General features: G+C 33.2%; 25 protein-coding genes. 16 read left to right on the forward strand and 9 right to left on the reverse strand.

What is annotated here, in order from left to right; genetic code table 11:
• The first annotated feature begins 84 nt into the window (after positions 1-84).
• Positions 85-3,585, forward strand: a complete 3,501-nt coding sequence (gene sdrE, locus AA076_RS02710) for an MSCRAMM family adhesin SdrE (protein ID WP_001836187.1) — start codon at positions 85-87, stop codon at positions 3,583-3,585.
• Between the two features lie 118 nt (positions 3,586-3,703).
• Positions 3,704-5,176, forward strand: coding sequence for a serine-aspartate repeat adhesin O-glycosyltransferase SdgA (gene sdgA / locus AA076_RS02715; RefSeq protein ID WP_001106738.1), 1,473 nt, complete (start codon positions 3,704-3,706; stop codon positions 5,174-5,176).
• A gap of 123 nt (positions 5,177-5,299) precedes the next feature.
• Here sdgA and sdgB read toward each other — a convergent pair whose 3' ends face one another.
• The 4 genes from sdgB to AA076_RS02735 all read right to left on the reverse strand — a co-directional run bounded on the left by sdgB (position 5,300) and on the right by AA076_RS02735 (position 9,004).
• Positions 5,300-6,790 (reverse strand): serine-aspartate repeat adhesin O-glycosyltransferase SdgB, encoded by a 1,491-nt coding sequence (gene sdgB, locus AA076_RS02720; RefSeq protein WP_001106113.1) that lies wholly within the window; start codon positions 6,788-6,790, stop codon positions 5,300-5,302.
• 281 nt (positions 6,791-7,071) lie between these two features.
• Positions 7,072-7,950, reverse strand: a complete 879-nt coding sequence (folE2, locus tag AA076_RS02725; RefSeq protein WP_000134232.1) for a GTP cyclohydrolase FolE2 — start codon at positions 7,948-7,950, stop codon at positions 7,072-7,074.
• Between the two features lie 12 nt (positions 7,951-7,962).
• Positions 7,963-8,628, reverse strand: a complete 666-nt coding sequence (gene bshB2, locus AA076_RS02730) for a bacillithiol biosynthesis deacetylase BshB2 (protein ID WP_001836188.1) — start codon at positions 8,626-8,628, stop codon at positions 7,963-7,965.
• Positions 8,629-8,641: 13 nt separating this feature from the next.
• Positions 8,642-9,004: a YojF family protein gene (locus tag AA076_RS02735; RefSeq protein WP_001547756.1), complete on the reverse strand. Its 363-nt coding sequence runs from the start codon at positions 9,002-9,004 to the stop codon at positions 8,642-8,644.
• Between the two features lie 275 nt (positions 9,005-9,279).
• Here AA076_RS02735 and nagB point away from each other — a divergent pair, with 275 nt between their 5' ends.
• From nagB to AA076_RS02780, 9 genes are all read left to right on the forward strand, one after another.
• The gene (nagB, locus tag AA076_RS02740; protein ID WP_000866415.1) at positions 9,280-10,038 is read left to right on the forward strand and encodes a glucosamine-6-phosphate deaminase; all 759 of its coding nucleotides are present in this window, start codon (positions 9,280-9,282) and stop codon (positions 10,036-10,038) included.
• A 76-nt stretch (positions 10,039-10,114) separates the two neighbouring features.
• A complete protein-coding gene (gene hxlA / locus AA076_RS02745) occupies positions 10,115-10,747 on the forward strand; it encodes a 3-hexulose-6-phosphate synthase (protein ID WP_000422861.1) in 633 nt (210 codons plus the stop codon).
• A gap of 1 nt (position 10,748) precedes the next feature.
• A complete protein-coding gene (gene hxlB / locus AA076_RS02750; RefSeq protein ID WP_001051594.1) occupies positions 10,749-11,297 on the forward strand; it encodes a 6-phospho-3-hexuloisomerase in 549 nt (182 codons plus the stop codon).
• Positions 11,298-11,409: 112 nt separating this feature from the next.
• Positions 11,410-12,057 carry an HAD family hydrolase gene (locus AA076_RS02755; RefSeq protein WP_001836191.1) on the forward strand — a complete coding sequence of 216 codons (648 nt, stop codon included), beginning with the start codon at positions 11,410-11,412 and terminating at the stop codon, positions 12,055-12,057.
• Between the two features lie 501 nt (positions 12,058-12,558).
• A complete protein-coding gene (locus AA076_RS02760; RefSeq protein WP_000347061.1) occupies positions 12,559-13,959 on the forward strand; it encodes an MFS transporter in 1,401 nt (466 codons plus the stop codon).
• A gap of 543 nt (positions 13,960-14,502) precedes the next feature.
• On the forward strand, positions 14,503-15,879 hold the full coding sequence (locus AA076_RS02765) for a long-chain fatty acid--CoA ligase (protein WP_001100835.1): 1,377 nt from the start codon (positions 14,503-14,505) through the stop codon (positions 15,877-15,879).
• 1 nt (position 15,880) lies between these two features.
• Positions 15,881-17,020: a thiolase family protein gene (locus AA076_RS02770; RefSeq protein ID WP_001070676.1), complete on the forward strand. Its 1,140-nt coding sequence runs from the start codon at positions 15,881-15,883 to the stop codon at positions 17,018-17,020.
• Entirely contained in the window at positions 16,995-17,360 is a 366-nt protein-coding gene (locus tag AA076_RS02775; protein WP_001165058.1) for a protein VraC, read from the forward strand. The genes AA076_RS02770 and AA076_RS02775 overlap by 26 nt, the downstream gene beginning before the upstream one ends.
• A 2-nt stretch (positions 17,361-17,362) precedes the next feature.
• Positions 17,363-17,632, forward strand: a complete 270-nt coding sequence (locus tag AA076_RS02780; protein WP_000671099.1) for a hypothetical protein — start codon at positions 17,363-17,365, stop codon at positions 17,630-17,632.
• Positions 17,633-17,832: 200 nt separating this feature from the next.
• Here AA076_RS02780 and vraX read toward each other — a convergent pair whose 3' ends face one another.
• Both vraX and thiD read right to left on the reverse strand, forming a co-directional pair.
• On the reverse strand, positions 17,833-18,000 hold the full coding sequence (gene vraX / locus AA076_RS02785; protein WP_000587958.1) for a C1q-binding complement inhibitor VraX: 168 nt from the start codon (positions 17,998-18,000) through the stop codon (positions 17,833-17,835).
• Positions 18,001-18,506: 506 nt separating this feature from the next.
• Complete coding sequence (thiD, locus tag AA076_RS02790) at positions 18,507-19,337, reverse strand: bifunctional hydroxymethylpyrimidine kinase/phosphomethylpyrimidine kinase (protein WP_001185462.1); 831 nt, start codon at positions 19,335-19,337, stop codon at positions 18,507-18,509.
• A gap of 183 nt (positions 19,338-19,520) precedes the next feature.
• On the opposite strand from thiD, the gene AA076_RS02795 reads away from it, so the two are divergent.
• From AA076_RS02795 to AA076_RS02810, 4 genes are all read left to right on the forward strand, one after another.
• Positions 19,521-20,177: a uracil-DNA glycosylase gene (locus AA076_RS02795; protein ID WP_000455256.1), complete on the forward strand. Its 657-nt coding sequence runs from the start codon at positions 19,521-19,523 to the stop codon at positions 20,175-20,177.
• Positions 20,178-20,558, forward strand: coding sequence for a DUF5327 family protein (locus AA076_RS02800; protein WP_000934517.1), 381 nt, complete (start codon positions 20,178-20,180; stop codon positions 20,556-20,558). It begins immediately after the preceding gene.
• A 132-nt stretch (positions 20,559-20,690) separates the two neighbouring features.
• Positions 20,691-21,059: a DUF423 domain-containing protein gene (locus AA076_RS02805; RefSeq protein ID WP_000765183.1), complete on the forward strand. Its 369-nt coding sequence runs from the start codon at positions 20,691-20,693 to the stop codon at positions 21,057-21,059.
• A 120-nt stretch (positions 21,060-21,179) separates the two neighbouring features.
• A complete protein-coding gene (locus AA076_RS02810; protein ID WP_000412514.1) occupies positions 21,180-22,664 on the forward strand; it encodes an APC family permease in 1,485 nt (494 codons plus the stop codon).
• A 141-nt stretch (positions 22,665-22,805) separates the two neighbouring features.
• Here the strand turns inward: AA076_RS02810 and AA076_RS02815 are convergent, their stop codons facing one another.
• The 3 genes from AA076_RS02815 to hemQ all read right to left on the reverse strand — a co-directional run bounded on the left by AA076_RS02815 (position 22,806) and on the right by hemQ (position 25,336).
• Positions 22,806-23,258 (reverse strand): threonine/serine exporter family protein, encoded by a 453-nt coding sequence (locus tag AA076_RS02815; RefSeq protein WP_000498572.1) that lies wholly within the window; start codon positions 23,256-23,258, stop codon positions 22,806-22,808.
• 12 nt (positions 23,259-23,270) lie between these two features.
• Complete coding sequence (locus AA076_RS02820; RefSeq protein WP_000354088.1) at positions 23,271-24,035, reverse strand: threonine/serine exporter family protein; 765 nt, start codon at positions 24,033-24,035, stop codon at positions 23,271-23,273.
• Between the two features lie 548 nt (positions 24,036-24,583).
• The gene (gene hemQ, locus AA076_RS02825; RefSeq protein ID WP_000075703.1) at positions 24,584-25,336 is read right to left on the reverse strand and encodes a hydrogen peroxide-dependent heme synthase; all 753 of its coding nucleotides are present in this window, start codon (positions 25,334-25,336) and stop codon (positions 24,584-24,586) included.
• Positions 25,337-25,503: 167 nt separating this feature from the next.
• On the opposite strand from hemQ, the gene pta reads away from it, so the two are divergent.
• Positions 25,504-26,490, forward strand: coding sequence for a phosphate acetyltransferase (gene pta, locus AA076_RS02830; protein ID WP_000774281.1), 987 nt, complete (start codon positions 25,504-25,506; stop codon positions 26,488-26,490).

Raw genomic sequence — 26,490 nt, forward strand, 5'->3', positions numbered from 1 at the left:
AAAATGTATTACGATGGGAATACAAATTTTTATATGTAAAAATATTAATTTTTTGCAAATATTGATATTTTAAAGGAGATTTATATGATTAACAGGGATAATAAAAAGGCAATAACAAAAAAGGGTATGATTTCAAATCGCTTAAACAAATTTTCGATTAGAAAGTATACTGTAGGAACTGCATCGATTTTAGTAGGTACGACATTGATTTTTGGTCTAGGGAACCAAGAAGCTAAAGCTGCTGAAAACACTAGTACAGAAAATGCAAAACAAGATGATGCAACGACTAGTGATAATAAAGAAGTAGTGTCGGAAACTGAAAATAATTCGACAACAGAAAATAATTCAACAAATCCAATTAAGAAAGAAACAAATACTGATTCACAACCAGAAGCTAAAAAAGAATCAACTTCATCAAGTACTCAAAAACAGCAAAATAACGTTACAGCTACAACTGAAACTAAGCCTCAAAACATTGAAAAAGAAAATGTTAAACCTTCAACTGATAAAACTGCGACAGAAGATACATCTGTTATTTTAGAAGAGAAGAAAGCACCAAATAATACAAATAACGATGTAACTACAAAACCATCTACAAGTGAACCATCTACAAGTGAAATTCAAACAAAACCAACTACACCTCAAGAATCTACAAATATTGAAAATTCACAACCGCAACCAACGCCTTCAAAAGTAGACAATCAAGTTACAGATGCAACTAATCCAAAAGAACCAGTAAATGTGTCAAAAGAAGAACTTAAAAATAATCCTGAGAAATTAAAAGAATTGGTTAGAAATGATAGCAATACAGATCATTCAACTAAACCAGTTGCTACAGCTCCAACAAGTGTTGCACCAAAACGTGTAAACGCAAAAATGCGCTTTGCAGTTGCACAACCAGCAGCAGTTGCTTCAAACAATGTAAATGATTTAATTAAAGTGACGAAGCAAACAATCAAAGTTGGCGATGGTAAAGATAATGTGGCAGCAGCGCATGACGGTAAAGATATTGAATATGATACAGAGTTTACAATTGACAATAAAGTCAAAAAAGGCGATACAATGACGATTAATTATGATAAGAATGTAATTCCTTCGGATTTAACAGATAAAAATGATCCTATCGATATTACTGATCCATCAGGAGAGGTCATTGCTAAAGGAACATTTGATAAAGCAACTAAGCAAATCACATATACATTTACAGACTATGTAGATAAATATGAAGATATAAAATCACGCTTAACTCTATATTCGTATATTGATAAAAAAACAGTTCCAAATGAGACAAGTTTGAATTTAACATTTGCTACAGCAGGTAAAGAAACAAGCCAAAATGTCACTGTTGATTATCAAGATCCAATGGTCCATGGTGATTCAAACATTCAATCTATCTTTACAAAATTAGATGAAGATAAGCAAACTATTGAACAACAAATTTATGTTAACCCATTGAAAAAATCAGCAACCAACACTAAAGTTGATATAGCTGGTAGTCAAGTAGATGATTATGGAAATATTAAACTAGGAAATGGTAGCACCATTATTGACCAAAATACAGAAATAAAGGTTTATAAAGTTAACTCTGATCAACAATTGCCTCAAAGTAATAGAATCTATGATTTTAGTCAATACGAAGATGTAACAAGTCAATTTGATAATAAAAAATCATTTAGTAATAATGTAGCAACATTGGATTTTGGTGATATTAATTCAGCCTATATTATCAAAGTTGTTAGTAAATATACACCTACATCAGATGGCGAACTAGATATTGCCCAAGGTACTAGTATGAGAACAACTGATAAATATGGTTATTATAATTATGCAGGATATTCAAACTTCATCGTAACTTCTAATGACACTGGCGGTGGCGACGGTACTGTTAAACCTGAAGAAAAGTTATACAAAATTGGTGACTATGTATGGGAAGACGTTGATAAAGACGGTGTTCAAGGTACAGATTCAAAAGAAAAACCAATGGCAAACGTTTTAGTTACATTAACTTACCCGGACGGTACTACAAAATCAGTAAGAACAGATGCTAATGGTCATTATGAATTCGGTGGTTTGAAAGACGGAGAAACTTATACAGTTAAATTCGAAACGCCAACTGGATATCTTCCAACAAAAGTAAATGGAACAACTGATGGTGAAAAAGACTCAAATGGTAGTTCGGTTACTGTTAAAATTAATGGTAAAGATGATATGTCTTTAGATACTGGTTTTTACAAAGAACCTAAATACAACTTAGGTGACTATGTATGGGAAGATACTAATAAAGATGGTATCCAAGATGCAAATGAGCCAGGAATCAAAGATGTTAAGGTTACATTAAAAGATAGTACTGGAAAAGTTATTGGTACAACTACTACTGATGCCTCGGGTAAATATAAATTTACAGATTTAGATAATGGTAACTATACAGTAGAATTTGAAACACCAGCAGGTTACACGCCAACGGTTAAAAATACTACAGCTGATGATAAAGATTCTAATGGTTTAACAACAACAGGTGTCATTAAAGATGCAGATAATATGACATTAGACAGTGGTTTCTATAAAACACCAAAATACAGTTTAGGTGATTATGTTTGGTACGACAGTAATAAAGACGGCAAACAAGATTCAACTGAAAAAGGTATCAAAGATGTGACAGTTACATTGCAAAACGAAAAAGGCGAAGTAATTGGAACAACTAAAACAGATGAAAATGGTAAATATCGTTTCGATAATTTAGATAGCGGTAAATACAAAGTTATTTTTGAAAAGCCTGCTGGCTTAACACAAACAGTTACAAATACAACTGAAGATGATAAAGATGCAGATGGTGGCGAAGTTGACGTAACAATTACGGATCATGATGATTTCACACTTGATAACGGATACTTCGAAGAAGATACATCAGACAGCGATTCAGACTCAGATAGTGACTCAGACAGCGACTCAGACTCAGACAGCGACTCAGACTCAGACAGTGATTCAGATTCAGACAGCGACTCAGATTCAGATAGCGACTCAGATTCGGACAGCGATTCAGACTCAGATAGCGACTCAGATTCAGATAGCGATTCAGACTCAGACAGCGACTCAGATTCAGATAGCGATTCGGACTCAGACAGCGATTCAGACTCAGATAGCGACTCAGACTCAGACAGCGACTCAGATTCAGATAGCGATTCGGACTCAGATAGCGACTCAGATTCAGACAGCGATTCAGACTCAGATAGCGACTCAGATTCAGACAGCGATTCAGACTCAGATAGCGACTCAGACTCAGACAGTGATTCAGATTCAGACAGCGACTCAGACTCAGATAGCGACTCAGATTCGGACAGCGACTCAGACTCTGATAGCGACTCAGACTCAGACAGTGATTCAGACAGCGATTCAGACTCGGATGCAGGAAAACATACACCTGTTAAACCAATGAGTACTACTAAAGACCATCACAATAAAGCAAAAGCATTACCAGAAACAGGTAGTGAAAATAACGGCTCAAATAACGCAACGTTATTTGGTGGATTATTTGCAGCATTAGGTTCATTATTGTTATTCGGTCGTCGCAAAAAACAAAACAAATAATACAATATGACCCAGGTCCTTGTGGCCTGGTTTTTTTATAATTACACATGCAATAGATGTATTTTTCATATAAAATAAACAATAAAGATACGGAATAAAACTTATATGAGGCGATAATATGAATTACATTTTAGGAACAATTTTAGAAAGTAAAATTACAGGTGTAGAAAAAGCGCAAATAAATAGATTGAAGTTGTTCAAACAACACGGCATATCTTCAAAATGTGTATATGTTAAATGGAATCCTTATTCATACACATATGCGAAGCAACATCAGATTGAAAATGATGTATTTACAATGTATGACTATTTTCAAAAAGCAATCAATTATAAAAAGACAAAGCAAGTTAACTGGATACAGTATTGGGAAAAGTCATGTAGGTACACATTGAAATTTGTGGAAAATTCAAATGATGTCAGAATATATGATGAAGAGCAATTTGTAATGTATGCTCATTTTTTAGATAAACAGTATCATCAATTAAATTATGTGAATTATTTTGATCATAAAAGAAGAAAAGTAAAACGCGAATTGTATGATGGAAGAGGCTTTTTAAGTTGTTCTCGAATTTTAGGTGAAGGACAACGGATTGTACTCGAAAATTACTATACACCTAATGGGGAAATCGTCATCCAAAAATATTTTGACGATATAAAAGGGAAAAACACGCTCACAAAGGTTATCTTAAATGAAGACCAGCATCAACAATTTTTTGATACAGAAGATGAATTAGTTCAATATTTTCTCCATCAATTATGTAAAAATAATGATCAAATCATATTAGATCGTCCTCATGAATTAGGAAATGTTATAGCGGGATTAAATCAAAGTATTCCAGTTATTGTTGTGCTCCATAGTACACATTTATCCGGTGCCGGTAATGGTATAAAAAGTTTTTATAAAACAGTGTTTAATAATTTAACACGTTATAAAGCGATTGTTGTATCAACAGAAAAGCAATGCCAAGATATTTCACAATATATTGAAAATAAAATACCAGTTATCAATATTCCGGTTGGCTACGTGGCAAATTTAAAGTATCAATTTGACATCAATCAAAAGGAGAAAAATCATATCATATCAATTGCTCGCCTCGTTGAAAATAAACAAATTAAACATCAAATTGAAGTAATCAAGCAATTAGTAACAAAACATCCCAATATTCAATTGAATATTTATGGACATGGAAATGGTTTGTCAGAATATCGACAACTTGTAGAAGATTATCATTTATCGGAACATGTTAAATTTCATGGTTTTAAGACGCATATTAATGAAGAGATTGCTAAAGCAGAACTGATGTTATCGACAAGTAAAATGGAAGGTTTTGGCTTAGCAATTTTAGAGTCGCTTTCAGTAGGTACACCAGTGATCAGTTATGATGTAGATTATGGTCCATCAGAACTGATTCAAGATGGATTTAATGGCTATTTAGTACCTCAAGGTGACATCAATCAAATGGTTGAAAAGGTCGACCAATTACTAAATAATACTCAAAAATTGCAACAGTTTTCAATTAATAGCATAGAATCTGCACAACAGTACAATGCAACTACTATCAGTACAAAGTGGCAAAATATTTTAAACTAAGTCAAAAGAAAAAAGCATTTTCCTAGAATCATCTATTTAACAAACCTCGTTCATACGAACTTACATGTTTAGTTAAATGACATAGGAAAATGCTATTTTTGTAAAAATAAAGGTAAAGTACATTTATATAAGACGAACAAATTGGTCCCATTGTTTAATTAACGACGCTTTACTATATTGTTGTGCTTTTGCCAAACTACCTTTTGACAGTCGTTGCTGTACTTCAGGATGATCAATCACATATTTTACTTTATCAAATAGGGCATCTTCATCATTTTTAGTAATTAAATAACCATTGAAATCTGAAGTAATCAGTTCGTTAGGTCCATATTTAATATCATAACTAATAACTGGAACACCATGTGCTAAAGATTCAAGTAGCGCTAAAGAGAAACCTTCCATGTTACTTGTTATTAAACTCAAATAGGCATCGCTATATTCTTGGTCTAGATTGCTTAAAAAGCCGCGTAAGTAAACATGATTTTCCAATCCATATTTTTGTATCAATTCATTTAATTTTTTACTTTCAGAACCAAAACCATACATATGAAGCTCTATTTTTGGGACATACGATACTAAGCGTTTAATTAATTCAATTTGTTGATGTAATTGTTTTTCAGGTGAATAACGAGCAACGGAAATTAATTTAACACTGCGCTGATCTAATGTTTGGACTGGTGTATCAATTGTTTCACTATAGCCGACAGGAATATTAACAACTGGAATAGTATGGTTAATACGTTTTTCAACATCTAATTTTTGCTGCTCAGTAGAAACGATAATTGCACGATATCGAGATAAATTTTCAAACATCGCTTTATATACATTTTTAAATGGCGATGAATCTAATGCATCAATATTTTTAATGTGTGTACTGTGAAGCACAGCTACTACTGGGATTGACTCAGGCGTTAAGTTGAAAATAGGTGCTGTGTACACATTACGATCACTGAAAAATAAATCCCCATGTTGATATAGTTGTTTAATGAAAAATGCGCCTAATTCCGTTTCATTATTAAAGAAATATTGTTTGTTAGCATAGTAAACAATAATTTTTTGTACTTCTGGTTTGCCATCCTTGTAAGAAAAATACTTTTCTAATTTTGTGTCACCTTCTGGATTATAGAAAAATTCACATAATGTTTGTTGTTTATCAACAAGAATCCTACTACAACTTAAAAAGCCACGCACATCATAAAAATCACGTTTTACTTTTCGTCTTTGACTATCAAAATGATTTACATAATCTAATATACGATATTTAGGATCTTGAAAATGGGCATACATTAAGAAACGCTCTTGATCATATATTCTAAAGTCATGACTATTTTCAACATGTTTTAAAGTATAATGACATTCATCAGTCCAATACGACAACCAGTCAAATGGTTCATTGCGTTCTAAATATGTTGCTTCTTGGAAGAAATCATACATATTAATATAGTCAGAACTAGTAATATAATTTTGGGCATTTCTATATAAATATCTATTCCATGACAGAAATACACATTGCGCTGGTCTTCCCATTTCTTTAAATAAATTTAAACGATTAATAATTGCTTTCTCTATCCCAGTTAAATTAACACCTAAACTATTACCTACAAAATAATTCATTTACAACACCACTTATATCTATTTTTTATAATTATATCACATAATATTTAATTACTTCTTTTAACTGGAAGATGTGTTTATTTATAAAACAACAAATTTTGATATTTATAATGATAGTAGTTATTCAATCAACTACGACCAATATATCATTGTAGAGCTTAGGATATTGATTTATGACTCAGGCACATCAAATGAGAAGATTTATAAAAGAGATATACAACTCTAGAAGGTATAATAAAAACGCGCAACTAATGTTACGCGTTTGAATTAATCATATGATATTATTTGCGATACTTTAATTTAGCGAAAGCATCATGTTGATGGATAGACTCTTCATTACGACATTCGATATCGAAACCGTCTAACCAATCAAATTCAACTAAGTCCGCGGCAATTAAACGAATTAAGTCTTCGACAAAACGTGGATTTTCATATGCACGCTCTGTCACACGTTTTTCATCAGGACGTTTTAAAATAGGGTATAGAATTGAACTTGCATTAGCTTCCATTGCATCTAAAATTTTATTTTTATAGTCATCAACTATGTCTTGATCTTTATTAATATATGTTTTAACAGTGACAACACCACGTTGGTTGTGCGCTGAATACTCACTTATTTCTTTTGAACAAGGGCATAGCGTTGTGACAGTTGCTTCAATAGTAAGTTCTTTACGTGTAACTTTATCACCGTCAATTGCTAATCCATAAGTGACATCGGCATTACCAACTGCTTTAATATTTGTGGTTGGACTATAGCGATCAAAGAACCATTTCCCAGAAACATCAACGCCTGCCGCATTTTGTTTCATATTCGTTTGTAAAGTGCGTAACACCTGATAAAGTGTATTAAATTCAAGTTCAATACCATTATCATAGTGCTTTTCAACACTTTCGATTATACGGCTCATATTAATACCTTTTTCGTCTTTTGTTAAACTTGTTGAAAAACTAAATGTGCCAGCTGTTTGATACTGGTCAACAAGTACAGGGTACACTAAGTTTTTAATACCAACTTCTTCTATTTCAAATAAAAAATCTTTATGTGTACTTTGTAAATCTGTCATTTCGTTCTTAGTAGTAGGTTTCGTGCCTTCAATAGGATCTACGGAACCAAAGTGTTTCCAACGACCTTCTCGTGTCGATAAATCAAATTCAGTCATTTTTTTCCTCCGTTAAGATTTAAAGTGATATGTCCAATATGGTTCGACTGTTAAAAAGCTGTGTTGTTTACCATCGATTTCAGGACTTGCTAATTGTTTTAAAAATGGACCTGTTTGAGAAGCATGTGCTTCAAATGCCTTAATTTTAAGTTCTTTAAAATCTGTAATATAATTTTGAATATCAGGTTCTCCAAGAGCTTCGGTTGCATCATTACTGAACGCAACTAAAGTTAAACGAGGGCGTTCTTCTTTAGGCATGCGTTCAACCGTTCGAATTACAGCGTCTGCTGTTGCTTCGTGATCAGGATGTACTGCATATCCAGGATAAAATGAAATAATCAATGATGGATTTGTATCATCGATTAAAGATTTAATCATACCATCTATATGTTCATAGGGTTCAAATTCGACAGTTTTGTCACGTAAACCCATTTTTCTTAAATCAGTAATACCGATAACTTTACAAGCTTCTTCTAGTTCACGCTCACGAATACTTGGTAATGATTCGCGTGTTGCAAATGGGGGATTACCTAAATTTCTGCCCATTTGTCCTAGGGTTAAACATGCATATGTTACAGGTATGCCTTTTTGGATATAATTTGCTAATGTGCCTGCAGATGAGAAGGTTTCATCATCAGGATGTGGAAATATTACTAATACATGTCTTTCGTCAGTCATGTTGATGCCTCCTCTATAAATTAAATGGTCGCTCACTAATTTGAAGTGCTGCAGCGAGTTGACCTTCGTAATTAAAACCTGCAATTAAAAATTCATCATGCTCATTGACCTCAAAATGCGTTAGACCTTGTACATAAACCCAACCACCATTTGATAGTTTAAGACCAATGCGATAAGGTTCTTTATTACCACCTTTTAGTTGTGCATGCGTATATGTTATTTGTATGTTTCTTAAAAAAGTACCAGCATTAAAAACACGTTGATCGAAATGGTTCGCATAGGCCCCATTTGTCGTTTCAACATGCAGATACACAGGTTTATGTTCAAAAGAAGCAAGTAAATCTATAACTTCTTGTTCTTTAATTGGTTCCAACACGTTCACTCCTTACACTATCAATGTGTTTATCTTTCTATTTTACTAAAAACTATTCGATAATTGTATACGATTGCTCAATTATTTATAAATTAATTTTCATGAAGGGTAATTACTCAGGATTACGTAATCATACAGCATTAGTTTTTTACTTTTAAAAATCAAAAATTTGTTGGAATTTGAAAAGTGTTAAACATTAAAAATGATGCTATATTAATGGTGTATGAATGAATTCATAAGTTTTTAAAATGTATTAAATTTGTGGAGGCATGTAAACAATGAAAGTATTAAACTTAGGATCGAAAAAACAAGCATCATTCTATGTTGCATGTGAGTTATATAAAGAGATGGCATTTAATCAGCACTGTAAACTAGGTTTAGCAACTGGTGGTACAATGACAGATTTGTATGAACAACTTGTTAAGTTATTAAATAAAAATCAGTTAAACGTAGACAATGTATCCACGTTTAATTTAGACGAATATGTAGGTTTAACCGCATCACATCCGCAAAGTTATCACTATTATATGGATGACATGCTTTTCAAACAATATCCTTATTTTAATAGAAAGAACATTCATATTCCAAATGGAGATGCCGATGATATGAATGCGGAAGCGTCAAAATATAATGACGTTTTAGAACAACAAGGTCAACGTGATATTCAAATTTTAGGTATTGGTGAAAATGGTCATATTGGATTTAATGAACCTGGTACGCCGTTTGATAGCGTTACTCATATCGTTGATTTGACTGAAAGTACTATTAAGGCTAATAGTCGATATTTTAAAAACGAAGATGATGTTCCAAAGCAAGCCATTTCGATGGGACTTGCTAATATTCTTCAAGCCAAACGTATCATTTTACTCGCATTTGGTGAAAAGAAACGTGCTGCTATTACACATTTATTAAATCAGGAAATTTCTGTTGATGTTCCAGCCACATTACTTCACAAACACCCGAATGTTGAGATATATTTAGACGACGAAGCTTGCCCGAAAAATGTTGCGAAAATTCATGTCGATGAAATGGATTGATTGCAATGTTTAATTAAGAAATGCCTCGGGAAAGGTTCCAATAGAAAGATAAAAAGCATTGGAAGGATGATTTTTAGTGGAATTACAATTAGCAATTGATTTATTAAACAAAGAAGACGCGGCTGAGTTAGCAAATAAAGTAAAAGATTATGTAGATATCGTAGAAATCGGTACGCCAATCATTTACAACGAAGGTTTACCAGCAGTTAAACATATGGCAGACAACATTAGTAATGTAAAAGTATTAGCAGACATGAAAATTATGGATGCAGCTGATTATGAAGTTAGCCAAGCAATTAAATTTGGCGCGGATGTAATTACAATACTAGGTGTTGCAGAAGATGCATCAATTAAAGCAGCTATTGAAGAAGCTCATAAAAATAATAAACAATTACTAGTTGATATGATTGCTGTTCAAGATTTAGAAAAACGTGCAAAAGAACTAGATGAAATGGGTGCTGATTATATTGCAGTACACACTGGTTATGATTTACAAGCAGAAGGGCAATCACCATTAGAAAGTTTAAGAACCGTTAAATCTGTTATTAAAAATTCTAAAGTTGCAGTAGCAGGTGGAATTAAACCAGATACAATTAAAGATATTGTCGCTGAAAGTCCTGATCTTGTTATTGTTGGTGGCGGAATCGCAAATGCAGATGATCCAGTAGAAGCTGCGAAACAATGTCGCGCTGCAATCGAAGGTAAGTAATATGGCTAAATTTAGTGACTATCAATTAATTCTAGATGAATTAAAGATGACTTTGTCACATGTTGAAGCGGATGAGTTTTCAACTTTTGCATCCAAAATACTACATGCTGAACATATATTTGTAGCTGGCAAAGGACGTTCAGGATTCGTGGCGAATAGTTTTGCAATGCGCTTAAATCAGCTCGGCAAACAGGCACATGTTGTTGGAGAATCAACGACACCTGCGATTAAGTCGAATGATGTATTTGTAATTATCTCTGGTTCAGGTTCCACGGAACATTTAAGATTATTAGCAGACAAAGCAAAATCAGTAGGTGCTGACATCGTATTAATTACTACAAATAAAGATTCTGCAATAGGCAATCTAGCTGGGACGAACATCGTTTTGCCTGCAGGTACAAAATATGATGAACAAGGCTCGGCACAACCATTAGGAAGTTTGTTTGAACAAGCATCTCAATTATTTTTAGATAGTGTTGTAATGGGATTGATGACTGAAATGAATGTTACGGAACAAACGATGCAACAAAATCATGCTAATTTAGAATAAAATAAAGATAGTCGATAATATGATGCCTAGGCAGAAATATTATCGATTATTTTTTTATTTAAATAATAAATTATAGTATAATATCAATAATAAACGAATAGGGGTGTTAATATTGAAGTTTGACAATTATATTTTTGATTTTGATGGTACGTTGGCAGACACGAAAAAATGTGGTGAAGTAGCAACACAAAGTGCATTTAAAGCATGTGGCTTAACGGAACCATCATCTAAAGAAATAACGCATTATATGGGAATACCTATTGAAGAATCATTTTTAAAATTAGCAGACCGACCATTAGATGAAGCAGCATTAGCAAAGTTAATCGATACATTTAGATATACATATCAATCTATTGAAAAGGACTATATTTATGAATTTGCGGGTATAACTGAAGCCATTACAAGTTTGTATAACCAAGGGAAAAAACTTTTCGTGGTGTCTAGTAAGAAGAGTGATGTATTAGAAAGAAATTTATCGGCTATTGGATTAAATCACTTGATTACCGAAGCTGTTGGATCCGATCAAGTAAGTGCATATAAACCAAATCCTGAAGGCATACACACAATTGTGCAACGCTACAATTTAAATAGCCAACAAACGGTGTATATTGGTGATTCAACGTTTGATGTTGAGATGGCACAACGTGCTGGTATGCAATCTGCAGCTGTCACTTGGGGTGCACATGATGCAAGGTCATTACTTCATTCAAATCCGGATTTTATTATTAATGATCCATCAGAAATTAATACCGTATTATAAAACTTGTTAAAACAGAGAATACCATGGTTAAAATGCATATTCATAAATATTAGATTATACTTAGAAATATTTCGCTTTAGATTAGGAATTTAAAATAAATATTTATTAAACATTATGAATTTTTAAAGAGTAATGTCTGACTCGTTGATAATTTATTTTTGTAAAAATAAATTAAAGTAATGACAAAGTTATTGAAGTAAATTGAGTATAAACATTTAAATACGATGTCGAAAATGGCGATAGCATATCACTTACATGAAGTTGTGTGCTATCGCTATTTTTAGTTATAATTCCAAAAAGTTAATCGTTCGATGATTTAAGAATTATTATTGTTTAATTCAAATGTATGAGGGTATAAAATCATTGAATTTAATTCGATAAAGCGAAATTTTTGAACAAACATACTTTTGTATTTATATAAAAGTTTAAATTCTTATAAATTTGACAAAACTAATTAACTCCGTATAATTATGAAACATACAAGAGGGAGTGTATGAATTCATGGATTTTAATAAAGAGAATATTAACATGGTGGATGCAAAGAAAGCTAAAAAAACCGTTGTTGCAACCGGTATCGGTAATGCAATGGAATGGTTCGATTTTGGTGTCTATGCATATACAACTGCGTACATTGGAGCGAACTTCTTCTCTCCAGTAGAGAATGCAGACATTCGACAAATGTTGACTTTCGCAGCATTAGCCATTGCGTTTTTATTAAGACCAATTGGTGGTGTCGTATTTGGTATTATTGGTGACAAATATGGACGTAAAGTTGTATTAACATCTACAATTATTTTAATGGCATTTTCAACATTAACCATTGGATTATTGCCAAGCTATGATCAAATTGGACTTTGGGCACCAATACTATTATTGCTTGCAAGAGTACTACAAGGGTTTTCAACAGGTGGAGAGTATGCGGGGGCAATGACATATGTTGCCGAATCATCTCCAGATAAGCGTCGTAACTCATTAGGTAGTGGACTAGAAATTGGGACATTATCAGGTTACATAGCTGCTTCAATTATGATTGCTGTATTAACATTCTTTTTAACAGATGAACAAATGGCATCATTTGGTTGGAGAATCCCATTCTTACTCGGTTTATTCCTAGGATTATTCGGCTTATATTTACGTCGTAAGCTGGAAGAATCACCAGTTTTCGAAAATGATGTTGCAACACAACCAGAAAGAGATAACATTAACTTTTTACAAATCATCAGATTTTATTACAAAGATATATTTGTATGTTTTGTAGCTGTTGTATTCTTCAATGTTACAAACTATATGGTAACTGCATATTTACCAACCTATTTAGAACAAGTTATTAAATTAGATGCAACGACAACAAGTGTATTAATTACTTGTGTCATGGCAATAATGATTCCATTAGCATTAATGTTTGGTAAGTTAGCGGATAAAATAGGTGAAAAGAAAGTATTTCTAATTGGTACTGGTGGGCTAACATTATTCAGTATCATCGCATTTATGTTATTACATTCACAATCATTTGTTGTAATAGTAATCGGTATATTTATATTAGGATTTTTCTTATCAACTTACGAAGCGACAATGCCAGGGTCGTTACCAACGATGTTTTACAGTCATATAAGATATCGAACTTTATCAGTAACATTTAATATCTCTGTTTCGATATTTGGTGGTACGACGCCATTAGTTGCAACATGGTTAGTTACGAAAACTGGAGATCCATTAGCACCTGCGTATTATTTAACAGCAATCAGTGTTATTGGCTTTTTAGTTATTACATTCTTACATTTAAGTACAGCAGGAAAATCTCTAAAAGGTTCGTATCCAAATGTAGATAACGAGCAAGATAGAGCTTATTATGCAGAACATCCAAAAGAAGCATTATGGTGGGTTAAAGAACGTAAGAATTAGAGATTTTAATAAAAAGTATAAATCAATCGTATATAAGCACTTTAAAGCTAGTAGGTTCTGCTAACTTTAAAGTGCTTTTTAAATTGAGAACTGTAATTAGCCGTAATAAAGTTTTTGTATATACATAAACCCCCACTGCAATGATTATCGCAATGGGGGAAAGAGGGGACTTAAAGCATATGTTTAGCTTTGAATACTTAAAATTCTCTTGCTATTGAAATGTTAGGATGTAAATATGTCTTAGAGTATTTTGTCCAACGCAATTAATATTGAGACTCTAACCTTCAATATTATTATAGAGAACACAAACTTAAATAGATTGGGTGACTTATTTGTGTCAGTTATTGCGATTGCGATAACTTCTTTTCTCTATATACATATAGTAACGTCTTATCTAATAAAAAACATGGTACTACAGTATCAAATTTATCTAGGGCTTAAGTTTGATTTTTATAATAGGCAGGTTTACCTGATAAAAATACTTATTCATTATATAATGTTAACAATATGTATTTTAAAGTTTACATTGAGTGAGGGATATTGATGAACGTAATTTTAGAACAGTTGAAAACACATACTCAAAATAAACCTAATGACATAGCATTACATATCGATGATGAAACAATTACATATAGTCAACTAAATGCCCGCATCACTAGCGCAGTTGAATCTTTGCAGAAATATTCACTTAACCCTGTCGTTGCTATTAATATGAAATCACCGGTGCAAAGTATTATTTGTTATTTAGCTTTGCATCGTTTACATAAAGTGCCTATGATGATGGAAGGTAAATGGCAAAGTACTATACATCGTCAATTGATTGAAAAATATGGTATTAAAGATGTAATTGGAGATACAGGTCTCATGCAGAATATAGACTCACCGATGTTTATTGATTCAACGCAATTACAGCACTACCCCAATTTATTACATATTGGTTTTACTTCAGGGACAACTGGACTGCCAAAAGCATATTATCGTGATGAAGATTCATGGTTGGCTTCTTTTGAAGTTAATGAAATGTTGATGTTAAAAAATGAAAATGCAATAGCAGCCCCTGGACCACTATCGCACTCGTTAACATTATATGCGTTATTGTTTGCTTTAAGTTCCGGTCGTACTTTTATAGGACAGACCACTTTTCATCCTGAAAAGTTACTTAATCAATGTCATAAAATATCATCATACAAAGTTGCTATGTTTCTTGTTCCAACGATGATTAAATCATTATTGTTAGTTTACAACAATGAACATACAATCCAATCATTTTTTAGCAGTGGAGATAAGCTGCATTCTTCTATTTTTAAAAAGATAAAAAATCAAGCAAATGACATAAATTTGATTGAATTTTTTGGTACATCGGAAACCAGTTTTATCAGCTATAACTTGAATCAGCAAGCACCAGTTGAATCAGTAGGTGTGCTATTTCCAAATGTGGAATTGAAAACAACGAATCACGATCACAATGGTATAGGAACTATTTGTATAAAAAGTAATATGATGTTTAGTGGCTATGTAAGTGAACAATGTATAAATAATGATGAATGGTTTGTTACTAATGATAATGGCTATGTAAAAGAGCAGTATTTATATTTAACGGGACGTCAACAGGATATGTTAATTATTGGTGGTCAAAATATATATCCAGCACATGTTGAACGCCTTTTAACGCAATCTTCGAGCATTGATGAAGCAATTATCATCGGTATTCCAAATGAGCGTTTTGGTCAAATAGGCGTATTGCTTTATTCTGGTGATGTGACACTTACACATAAAAATGTAAAACAATTTTTAAAAAAGAAAGTGAAACGCTATGAAATTCCATCGATGATTCATCATGTAGAAAAGATGTATTACACTGCAAGTGGTAAAATTGCTAGAGAAAAAATGATGTCGATGTATTTGAGAGGTGAATTATAATATGAATCAAGCAGTCATAGTTGCAGCTAAACGAACTGCATTTGGGAAATATGGTGGCACTTTAAAACATTTAGAGCCAGAACAATTGCTTAAACCTTTATTCCAACATTTTAAAGAGAAGTATCCAGAGGTAATATCTAAAATAGATGATGTAGTTTTAGGTAATGTTGTTGGGAATGGTGGCAATATTGCAAGAAAAGCATTGCTTGAAGCGGGGCTTAAAGATTCAATACCTGGCGTCACAATCGATCGGCAATGTGGGTCTGGACTTGAAAGTGTTCAATATGCATGTCGCATGATCCAAGCCGGAGCTGGCAAGGTATATATTGCAGGTGGTGTTGAAAGTACAAGTCGAGCACCTTGGAAAATCAAACGACCGCATTCTGTGTACGAAACAGCATTACCTGAGTTTTATGAGCGTGCATCATTTGCACCTGAAATGAGCGACCCATCAATGATTCAAGGTGCTGAAAATGTGGCCAAGATGTATGATGTTTCAAGAGAATTACAAGATGAATTTGCTTATCGAAGTCATCAATTGACAGCGGAAAATGTAAAGAATGGAAATATTTCTCAGGAAATATTACCTATAACCGTTAAAGGAGAAATATTCAACACTGATGAAAGTCTAAAATCACATATTCCGAAAGATAACTTTGGCCGATTTAAGCCCGTGATCAAAGGTGGGACCGTTACCGCTGCGAATAGTTGTATGAAAAATGATGGTGCAGTTTTATTGCTTATTATGGAAAAAGATATGGCATACGAATTAGGTTTCGAGCATGGTTTATTATTTAAAGATGGTGTTACGGTAGGTGTTGATTCTAATTTTCCTGGCATTGGTCCAGTACCAGCCATTTCCAACTTACTAAAAAGAAATCAATTAACGATAGAAAATATTGAAGTCATTGAAATTAACGAAGCGTTCAGTGCACAGGTAGTTGCCTGCCAACAAGCTTTAAATATTTCAAATACGCAATTAAATATATGGGGTGGTGCATTAGCATCAGGTCATCCATACGGTGCAAGCGGTGCCCAATTAGTGACTCGATTATTTTATATGTTTGACAAAGAGACTATGATTGCATCTATGGGGATAGGGGGAGGTCTAGGAAATGCAGCATTATTTACTCGATTCTAACCAGCGATTAAATGTGTCATTTTCTAAGGATAGTGTGGCTGCATATTATCAGTGTTTTAACCAACCTTATAGAAAAGAAGTACCACCATTAATGTGTGCGTCATTATGGCCAAAATTTGATTTATTTAAAAAATATGCAAATAGCGAACTGATTTTAACAAAATCAGCAATTAATCAAACTCAAAAGATAGAAGTAGACACAATATATGTAGGGCATTTAGAAGATATTGAATGCCGACAGACTCGCAATATCACACGTTATACAATGGCTTTAACATTAACTAAAAATGATCAACATGTCATAACGGTTACACAAACTTTTATTAAGGCGATGAAGTAGAGATGAAGTTTAATGAGATATGGATAAATGAATATTTGGCGCTCGTAAATGATGATAATCCAATACATAATGAGATTGTGCCAGGACAATTAGTGAGTCAAATGATGCTGATGGCTATGTCATTAGAGACAAACCAGTGTCAAATTAACTACGTTAAACCTATTTTAATAAATGAAAATATCGAATTCATTGAACAACACGAACACGAAATTATAGCAATTAATGACGATGGAGAGATTAAAATAAAAATTTCTTTGAGCACAAAAAAATAACCGATATTAGCTGCATGAACGCATATTAATTAGGAGATGAAAGGACAGCTAATATCAGTTATGTATTGTTATTATTATTGGGAACAGAGATGAATATAGGTTACGTTTCTTTCTTTGCACGGGGATGCATTAATCTAAAATAATAATAACAACTATATCAATGTTTAATAAATTCTGGATTATTGGAACGATTAGTCAATTTAACTAACTTTCATATGATCTATATCGTCTTGTAATAAAGAGAGCAATTTGAATATTTCAGTATCACTAAATGAATCGTCACATTTAATTGAAACATGCTGAAACGTTTTGGTTATAATTTCATAAACTGGTGCGCCTTCATGGTGATACTGTCGATAAATAATCATAACCTATATTACCTCCTTTGCTACTCTATGGTTATATTATAAATAACATTTTTATGTGTGACATCAACCTTAAGTATCAACTTTTTATCAGACATAGAACGTATGATTTACTAAGACTATTTATGTATAAAAGTTCTAAATAAATATATATTTATAGAGTCGCCTGGCAGTCATTTGGGAAATATAACATATATGATTAGAGAGGCATCTATCGCAAAAGAATGATAATGATAGAGGTATTGAGCATATAGATGAGTTTAAGTTCATCTTGAAAATAAAGGGTTATTTAGTCATAGATGTAGATGTATAGGAAATATTTGTATGTATTGTTCGATATGTATGAAATTTTCAATAAAAGCTAATAACGCTTATATGTAACTTTCAAATTTAAATTATATACAGAGCATGATGATTATAAAAAAATAACCACATCACATAAATTGAGTTCATACCCAATTTAAGTGGTGTGGCTAATAATGTTGATTTATAGATGAACCGCCTAATCGTTAAACCTCTGTTACTTCAACATCGATATGTTCAATACGGTTGTATGCACCGTGATCCACAGGACCAACAAAATCATTCATTTTCCAACCGTTTTTAATAGCAGAAGCGACGAAAGCTTTCGCGCTAATCACAGCTTCTTTCGGTGACTTACCGTTAGCTAAATATGCAGTTGTTGCCGCAGCAAATGTACAACCAGCACCATGGTTATAACTTTGTTGGAACATGTCTGTTGTTAGTTGATAAAATGTTTGACCATCATAGTATAAGTCATACGATTTATCTTGATCTAAAGCTTTGCCACCTTTAATGATGACATGCTGTGCGCCTTTATCAAAGATAATTGTTGCAGCCTTTTTCATATCTTCAATTGAATTTAATTTACCTAATCCTGATAATTGACCCGCTTCAAATAAGTTTGGTGTCACTACCGTTGCTTTAGGTAGTAAATATTTAATCATCGCCTCAGTATTTCCAGGATTAAGCACTTCATCTTCGCCTTTACAAACCATGACAGGATCTACTACAAAATATTGTGCATTAGATGCCTCATATACTTCTCCAGCACGTTTGATTATCTCCTCAGTACCTAACATACCTGTTTTAATAGCATCAGGTCCGATTGATAAAGCCGTTTCAAGTTGTTTTTCAAATACATCCATTGGTAATGGTGTAACATCGTGTGACCATGTATCTTTATCCATAGTAACGATGGCAGTTAAAGCGACCATGCCATACGTATCTAATTCTTGGAACGTTTTCAAATCTGCTTGCATACCTGCGCCAGCACTTGTGTCAGAACCGGCAATTGTTAAAACTTTCTTTAAAGCCATTGAGCTTCACTCCTACATAATAATATTGTATTCATCATATCATTTTTAACCTAATTGAAAAATATTAAGCATTCAATATTTGATGATTGTTGAAATGAATCATTCATACTATTGTAACTTTTGAAAATGTCATTCACTTTAGATAAGTGTGATATGTTAAAATATGTCCTGAGGTGAGATTGAATGGAATGGTCGCAAATTTTTCATGACATAACAACGAAACATGACTTTAAAGCTATGCATGATTTTTTAGAAAAAGAATATTCGACTGCAATCGTATACCCTGATAGGGAAAATATATATCAAGCGTTTGATTTAACACCGTTTGAAAATATCAAAGTTGTTATATTAGGACAAGACCCGTATCATGGTCCAAACCAAGCACATGGATTAGCATTTTCAGTGCAACCTAACGCAAAATTCCCTCCATCTTTACGTAATATGTATAAAGAATTAGCAGATGATATTGGATGCGTTAGACAAACACCGCATTTACAAGATTGGGCAAGAGAAGGCGTCTTGTTATTGAATACAGTTTTAACCGTAAGACAGGGTGAAGCAAATTCTCATCGTGATATTGGTTGGGAAACATTTACTGATGAAATTATTAAAGCAGTGTCTGATTATAAAGAACATGTTGTCTTTATTTTGTGGGGGAAACCTGCACAGCAAAAAATAAAGCTTATCGATACATCTAAACATTGTATTATAAAATCAGTGCATCCTAGTCCACTGTCTGCATATAGAGGATTCTTTGGATCAAAACCGTATTCCAAAGCGAATGCCTATTTAGAGTCAGTAGGAAAATCACCAATTAATTGGTGTGAAAGTGAGGCGTAGATGTTGAATAGAGAAACTTTAATAGCACGAATTGAGCAAGAATTAGTACAAGCAGAGCAGGCACAGCATGACCATGACTTTGAAAAACATATGTATGCCATACATATATTAACATCTTTATATGCTTCAACATCAAATACACCACATATTGGTGAACAACAAATGAATCGTCGTATTGCTAACCATAATCAAATGCCACAATCACAAATAACGCAGCCAACTCATCAAGTGACAGTTGCTGAAATTGAAGCGATGGGTGGTAAAGTAAATACGCATTCAGCACATCATCATAATAAGTCATATTCACAACCTTCAAACCAACAACAAAGATTAGCGACAGATGATGACATTGGCAATGGTGAATCCATATTTGATTTTTAAAAAGCAACAATGAAACATAATTACTTAATAGCTTGTTAAGTATGTAGGTTAATAATCAAGACGCATATACTTTTATTCGAGTGTTCGGATTTAAACATTTATTAATACTGAATTATATAAGGAGAGGTAGCAATGAAATTATTTATTATTTTAGGTGCATTAAACGCGATGATGGCTGTCGGTACAGGTGCATTTGGTGCGCATGGTTTACAAGGAAAAATAAGTGATCACTATTTATCAGTATGGGAAAAAGCAACGACGTATCAAATGTACCATGGCTTAGCATTATTAATTATAGGTGTAATTAGTGGTACAACTTCAATCAATGTTAACTGGGCTGGCTGGTTAATATTTGCTGGTATTATTTTCTTTAGTGGATCATTATATATTTTAGTATTAACTCAAATTAAAGTTTTAGGTGCGATTACGCCAATTGGTGGCGTATTGTTCATCATTGGATGGATAATGTTAATCATTGCGACATTCAAATTTGCTGGTTAAATTTTAAAACTTTAGATTACCTATGTAACTAAACATTAAATTTTTAATAAAAATAATCAAGAAAAAGAGTTACAAACTCATCTTTTGGGTATAGAATACCTTCGAGGTGAGTTTTTATTTATGGAAAAAAAGAATAAGCAAATAGATAGAGGCGATTTAAAACAAAACCTATCTGAAAAGTTTGTATGGGCGATTGCATATGGTTCATGTATCGGATGGGGCGCATTCATCTTACCAGGAGACTGGATTAAGCAGTCAGGTCCGATTGCAGCATCAATTGGTATAGTTATTGGTGCATTATTAATGATATTAATTGCGGTTAGTTATGGCGCATTAGTAGAGAGATTTCCAGTATCAGGGGGCGCGTTTGCCTTTAGTTTCTTAAGTTTCGGCAGATATGTGAGTTTCTTCTCATCATGGTTTTTAACTTTTGGTTATGTCTGTGTCGTTGCTTTAAATGCGACCGCATTCAGTTTACTAGTTAAATTCTTATTGCCAGATGTCTTAAATAATGGGAAACTATACACCATTGCGGGCTGGGACGTTTATATTACGGAAATCATTATTGCGACCGTATTACTACTTGTATTCATGCTAGTAACGATTCGTGGCGCAAGTGTATCTGGATCATTACAATATTATTTCTGTGTGGCGATGGTAATCGTCGTATTATTGATGTTCTTTGGTTCATTCTTTGGTAATAATTTTGCACTTGAAAATTTACAACCGTTAGCTGAACCTAGCAAAGGATGGTTAGTGTCTATTGTGGTTATTGTATCCGTGGCACCATGGGCATATGTTGGATTTGATAATATTCCACAAACAGCAGAAGAGTTTAACTTTGCACCAAACAAGACATTTAAGCTTATCGTGTACAGTTTATTAGCAGCATCATTAACTTATGTTGTCATGATTTTATACACTGGTTGGTTATCAACAAGTCATCAAAGTTTAAATGGGCAGTTGTGGTTAACAGGTGCTGTTACACAAACAGCATTTGGTTATATTGGATTAGGTGTATTAGCAATTGCAATTATGATGGGTATATTTACTGGTTTAAATGGATTCTTGATGAGTTCAAGTCGCTTGTTATTTTCTATGGGACGTTCAGGTATTATGCCAACAATGTTTAGTAAATTACATAGTAAATACAAAACACCATATGTCGCAATCATATTCCTAGTAGGAGTGTCGTTAATTGCACCTTGGCTAGGAAGAACTGCATTGACTTGGATTGTAGATATGTCATCTACTGGTGTATCCATTGCCTACTTTATTACATGTTTGTCTGCAGCGAAATTATTCAGTTATAACAAACAAAGTAATACGTATGCACCGGTTTACAAAACGTTTGCTATTATCGGCTCATTTGTATCATTCATTTTCTTAGCGTTGTTATTAGTGCCAGGTTCTCCTGCAGCACTGACTGCACCGTCTTATATTGCATTACTTGGATGGTTAATCATCGGTTTAATATTCTTTGTGATTCGATATCCTAAATTGAAAAATATGGATAATGATGAATTAAGTCGCTTGATTTTAAATAGAAGTGAAAATGAAGTTGATGATATGATTGAAGAACCTGAAAAAGAAAAAACTAAATAATAAAAGAATCGCACAATAAACCTTCTTCATTCGGAGGCGTATCGTGCGATTTTTTGTATTATAAATTGACATTTAAGACGAGGCAGCTGAACCTTATATATAATTGCTAAGAGTTAGGGCTGAGCCATTTCTAACAAATATTTATAATCGTTTAAAAGATTTCACGAACCCAGAAACAATTAATTTGGAAATTTGGTCGGCGAATAATAAACCTAATGCGATGGCGCCTGCAATAAGTGTAACCTCTAGCATGGTATTGATTGCTGTACTGAAATTTAATAAGACTAAATTTTTTGTAGCATCGTATGCTAAGCCACCAGGTACTAATGGAATGATACCCGTTACCATAAAAATGATGGCAGGTTCTTTTTGTTTACGAGCCATATAATGACTTAACAAGCCTAATGCTAAACTACCAAAGAAACTAGAGTATATAGTGTGCACATTAAAGCCGTTGAAGAATAAGGTGTAAACCATCCATCCACACGTACCAACGAAACCACATGATAGATATAATTTTCTAGGTGCATCAAAAATGACGCAGAAGAACATTGAAGCTAAAAAGCTAAAGATAAAGTTTAAGATCCAAAACATAGTCTGATACTCCTATACTAAAATTAATACGCTACCAACGCCAGCACCGATGCCAAACGCAGTAACCAATGCTTCTAATGATTTCGTTGTGAACATCAACATGTGTCCACCAAATAAATCTTGTATTGCGTTTGTTATTAATACACCAGGAACAATAGGCATGACTGCCGCAATGATAATAGTTGCCAAGTCACCTGTTGGAATAAGTGTATGTCCAATAACGGCGATAATCCCAATAACTAATGAACCAATGAATTCTGGGATAAACTGTGCGTGTAACTTACGATCTAAAATCTCAGTGACTAGGTATCCTAGACTACCTGCTAATATCGCAGTTAAAACATCAATCAATCTACCACCTTGTAAATATAAGAAACTCATTGCAATCATTGCTGCAGCAAAACCTTTAAAGGGAAGACTGCTGTCACGCTTAGCAACATATATTTTTTCAAGTTGCGTTTTTGCTTCGGCTAAAGAAATTTCATTGTTTGTAATTTGACGCGAAATTTTATTAGCTTGAGAAATTTTTATTAAGTTTGTATCTCGAGAGGTAATTCTAAATATTCTAGGAAACGATTCCGAATGTAACGTAAACTGGATGACAGTGTTTGTAACAAAGCTGTTACTTTCACTGTAACCAAGTTTTTTTGCAATACGTGTCATGGTATCTTCTACACGCGTACCTTCTGCACCAGATTCTAATAGTATGCGAGCAGCAAGCATGACAACGTCTTTGATAAGTACCTCTTGTTTGTATTCTTCTGAATTTATGTCCATTTCATCACCATTGTTTATAAGAATTTAATACTCATTATAGTTTATACACTATAAAATAACCACATGAGCTTTTTGATAAGTTGTTATTGATTTTAAAAAACTAATATTTGATACTATTGTAATAATAATCATCGGAATTTTTAGTAGTTAAAATTCTCTTGAAGTATAAAAAGGAAAAATTATTGAAAAAAATTCGACAAAAATATGTTTCAAATATTTCAAATAGGTTAAAATAATATTAGTTAACCATTACAAAAATTGTATAGAGTAGCGACTGTATAATTTCTATTGAGGTTAACGTTTATATGTAGTGATAGTAGTTAAAGTTCTCCCAAGGAAGACTACTCGGGTACACTTTGCTATGAGCAAAGTGTACTTTGTTATTGATAATACATTAGCACATATATATAAGTTTAAACATACAGATTTCAACTATTTACCAAATCACGTCTTATGTATACGGGAATATACTGAAGATAAACGAAAAATTCCAAGCTTAAACCGATAAGCTTGGAATTTTTTTATTAATTTATAAACGTACCAATGTATTAAGAAATCGCAAAGAATTGATCGAATTCGTTTGTGTTAATAATATGTCCTACAAAGAAACTACCGAATTCACCGTATCGTGCTGTTGTTTCATCAAAGCGCATTTCGTATACAATTTTTTTGAATTGTAATACGTCATCTGAGAACAATGTTACGCCCCATTCGAAATCATCAAACCCTACAGAACCAGTAATAAATTGTTTGATTTTGCCAGCATATTTTCTACCAATCATACCATGGTCATACATTAATTTTTGGCGTTCTTCCATAGTTAACATGTACCAGTTATAAGTTTCATTACGACGTTTGTTCATTGGATAGAAACAAATATAATCAGAATGTGGTAATTCTGGGTATAATCTTGCTTTGATATGAGGGTTCTCATAAGGATCTTCATCAGATTTACCAGCTAAATAATTGCTCAATTCAATGACTGATACATATGAATATGTAGGGATTAGGAAGTCAGCAATGCGCAATTTGTTAAATTCATTTTCAATATGATTTAAAGACTTCATTTCAGGACGTAAGAACCATAATAACAAATCTGCTTTTTGACCAGTTATATTATAAATAGCTTGATCACCAGATTTTGATGATCTTACAGTTGCTGTATTTTCTAAAAATGATTGAAATTCAGTGACAAGTGCATCGCGTTCGTCCTTTGGAACTATACGTAATGATGCCCAATCAACTGCATAAAATAAATGTAGACTATACCAACCATCTAATGTTTCGGCTGCTTGACTCATGTTTATCGCTCCTTTTCAAAAATCATCAGTTCTTTATAAATTTTATCATAAAGCAAAGGGGTAACGATAAAATTATGATTACAAATTGGTGACGTGGCATTATGAAATAAAATGGCGTATAATTATACCGTGAATGATTAATAAGATTTATATTACAGGAGGACATTATGGCTGATTTATTAAATGTATTAAAAGACAAACTTTCTGGTAAAAACGTTAAAATCGTATTACCTGAAGGAGAGGACGAACGTGTTCTAACAGCTGCAACACAATTACAAGCAACAGATTATGTTACACCAATCGTGTTAGGTGATGAGACTAAGGTTCAATCTTTAGCGCAAAAACTTGATCTTGATATTTCTAATATTGAATTAATTAATCCTGCGACAAGTGAATTGAAAGCTGAATTAGTTCAATCATTTGTTGAACGACGTAAAGGTAAAGCGACTGAAGAACAAGCACAAGAATTATTAAACAATGTGAACTACTTCGGTACAATGCTTGTTTATGCTGGTAAAGCAGATGGTTTAGTTAGTGGTGCAGCACATTCAACAGGCGACACTGTGCGTCCAGCTTTACAAATCATCAAAACGAAACCAGGTGTATCAAGAACATCAGGTATCTTCTTTATGATTAAAGGTGATGAACAATACATCTTTGGTGATTGTGCAATCAATCCAGAACTTGATTCACAAGGACTTGCAGAAATTGCAGTAGAAAGTGCAAAATCAGCATTAAGCTTTGGCATGGATCCAAAAGTTGCAATGTTAAGCTTTTCAACAAAAGGGTCTGCTAAATCAGACGACGTGACAAAAGTTCAAGAAGCTGTCAAATTAGCACAACAAAAAGCTGAAGAAGAAAAATTAGAAGCAATCATTGATGGCGAATTCCAATTTGATGCTGCGATTGTACCAGGTGTTGCTGAGAAAAAAGCGCCAGGTGCTAAATTACAAGGTGATGCAAATGTCTTTGTATTCCCAAGTTTAGAAGCTGGTAATATTGGTTACAAAATTGCACAACGTTTAGGTGGATATGATGCAGTTGGTCCAGTATTACAAGGTTTAAATTCTCCAGTAAATGACTTATCACGTGGCTGCTCAATTGAAGATGTATACAATCTTTCAATTATTACAGCAGCGCAAGCCTTACAATAA

Origin of the sequence: Staphylococcus aureus, from assembly GCF_001027105.1 — a bacterium.
In the GTDB taxonomy this organism is placed as follows: Bacteria; Bacillota; Bacilli; order Staphylococcales; family Staphylococcaceae; genus Staphylococcus; species Staphylococcus aureus.

Coding starts and splice junctions, on each gene's coding strand:
- sdrE (WP_001836187.1), top strand. CDS start 85: ATGATTAACAGGGATAATAAAAAGGCAATAACAAAAAAGGGTATGATT.
- sdgA (WP_001106738.1), top strand. CDS start 3,704: ATGAATTACATTTTAGGAACAATTTTAGAAAGTAAAATTACAGGTGTA.
- sdgB (WP_001106113.1), bottom strand. CDS start 6,790: ATGAATTATTTTGTAGGTAATAGTTTAGGTGTTAATTTAACTGGGATA.
- folE2 (WP_000134232.1), bottom strand. CDS start 7,950: ATGACTGAATTTGATTTATCGACACGAGAAGGTCGTTGGAAACACTTT.
- bshB2 (WP_001836188.1), bottom strand. CDS start 8,628: ATGACTGACGAAAGACATGTATTAGTAATATTTCCACATCCTGATGAT.
- nagB (WP_000866415.1), top strand. CDS start 9,280: ATGAAAGTATTAAACTTAGGATCGAAAAAACAAGCATCATTCTATGTT.
- hxlB (WP_001051594.1), top strand. CDS start 10,749: ATGGCTAAATTTAGTGACTATCAATTAATTCTAGATGAATTAAAGATG.
- AA076_RS02760 (WP_000347061.1), top strand. CDS start 12,559: ATGGATTTTAATAAAGAGAATATTAACATGGTGGATGCAAAGAAAGCT.
- AA076_RS02765 (WP_001100835.1), top strand. CDS start 14,503: ATGAACGTAATTTTAGAACAGTTGAAAACACATACTCAAAATAAACCT.
- AA076_RS02770 (WP_001070676.1), top strand. CDS start 15,881: ATGAATCAAGCAGTCATAGTTGCAGCTAAACGAACTGCATTTGGGAAA.
- AA076_RS02775 (WP_001165058.1), top strand. CDS start 16,995: ATGCAGCATTATTTACTCGATTCTAACCAGCGATTAAATGTGTCATTT.
- AA076_RS02780 (WP_000671099.1), top strand. CDS start 17,363: ATGAAGTTTAATGAGATATGGATAAATGAATATTTGGCGCTCGTAAAT.
- vraX (WP_000587958.1), bottom strand. CDS start 18,000: ATGATTATTTATCGACAGTATCACCATGAAGGCGCACCAGTTTATGAA.
- thiD (WP_001185462.1), bottom strand. CDS start 19,337: ATGGCTTTAAAGAAAGTTTTAACAATTGCCGGTTCTGACACAAGTGCT.
- AA076_RS02795 (WP_000455256.1), top strand. CDS start 19,521: ATGGAATGGTCGCAAATTTTTCATGACATAACAACGAAACATGACTTT.
- AA076_RS02800 (WP_000934517.1), top strand. CDS start 20,178: ATGTTGAATAGAGAAACTTTAATAGCACGAATTGAGCAAGAATTAGTA.
- AA076_RS02805 (WP_000765183.1), top strand. CDS start 20,691: ATGAAATTATTTATTATTTTAGGTGCATTAAACGCGATGATGGCTGTC.
- AA076_RS02810 (WP_000412514.1), top strand. CDS start 21,180: ATGGAAAAAAAGAATAAGCAAATAGATAGAGGCGATTTAAAACAAAAC.
- AA076_RS02815 (WP_000498572.1), bottom strand. CDS start 23,258: ATGTTTTGGATCTTAAACTTTATCTTTAGCTTTTTAGCTTCAATGTTC.
- AA076_RS02820 (WP_000354088.1), bottom strand. CDS start 24,035: ATGGACATAAATTCAGAAGAATACAAACAAGAGGTACTTATCAAAGAC.
- hemQ (WP_000075703.1), bottom strand. CDS start 25,336: ATGAGTCAAGCAGCCGAAACATTAGATGGTTGGTATAGTCTACATTTA.
- pta (WP_000774281.1), top strand. CDS start 25,504: ATGGCTGATTTATTAAATGTATTAAAAGACAAACTTTCTGGTAAAAAC.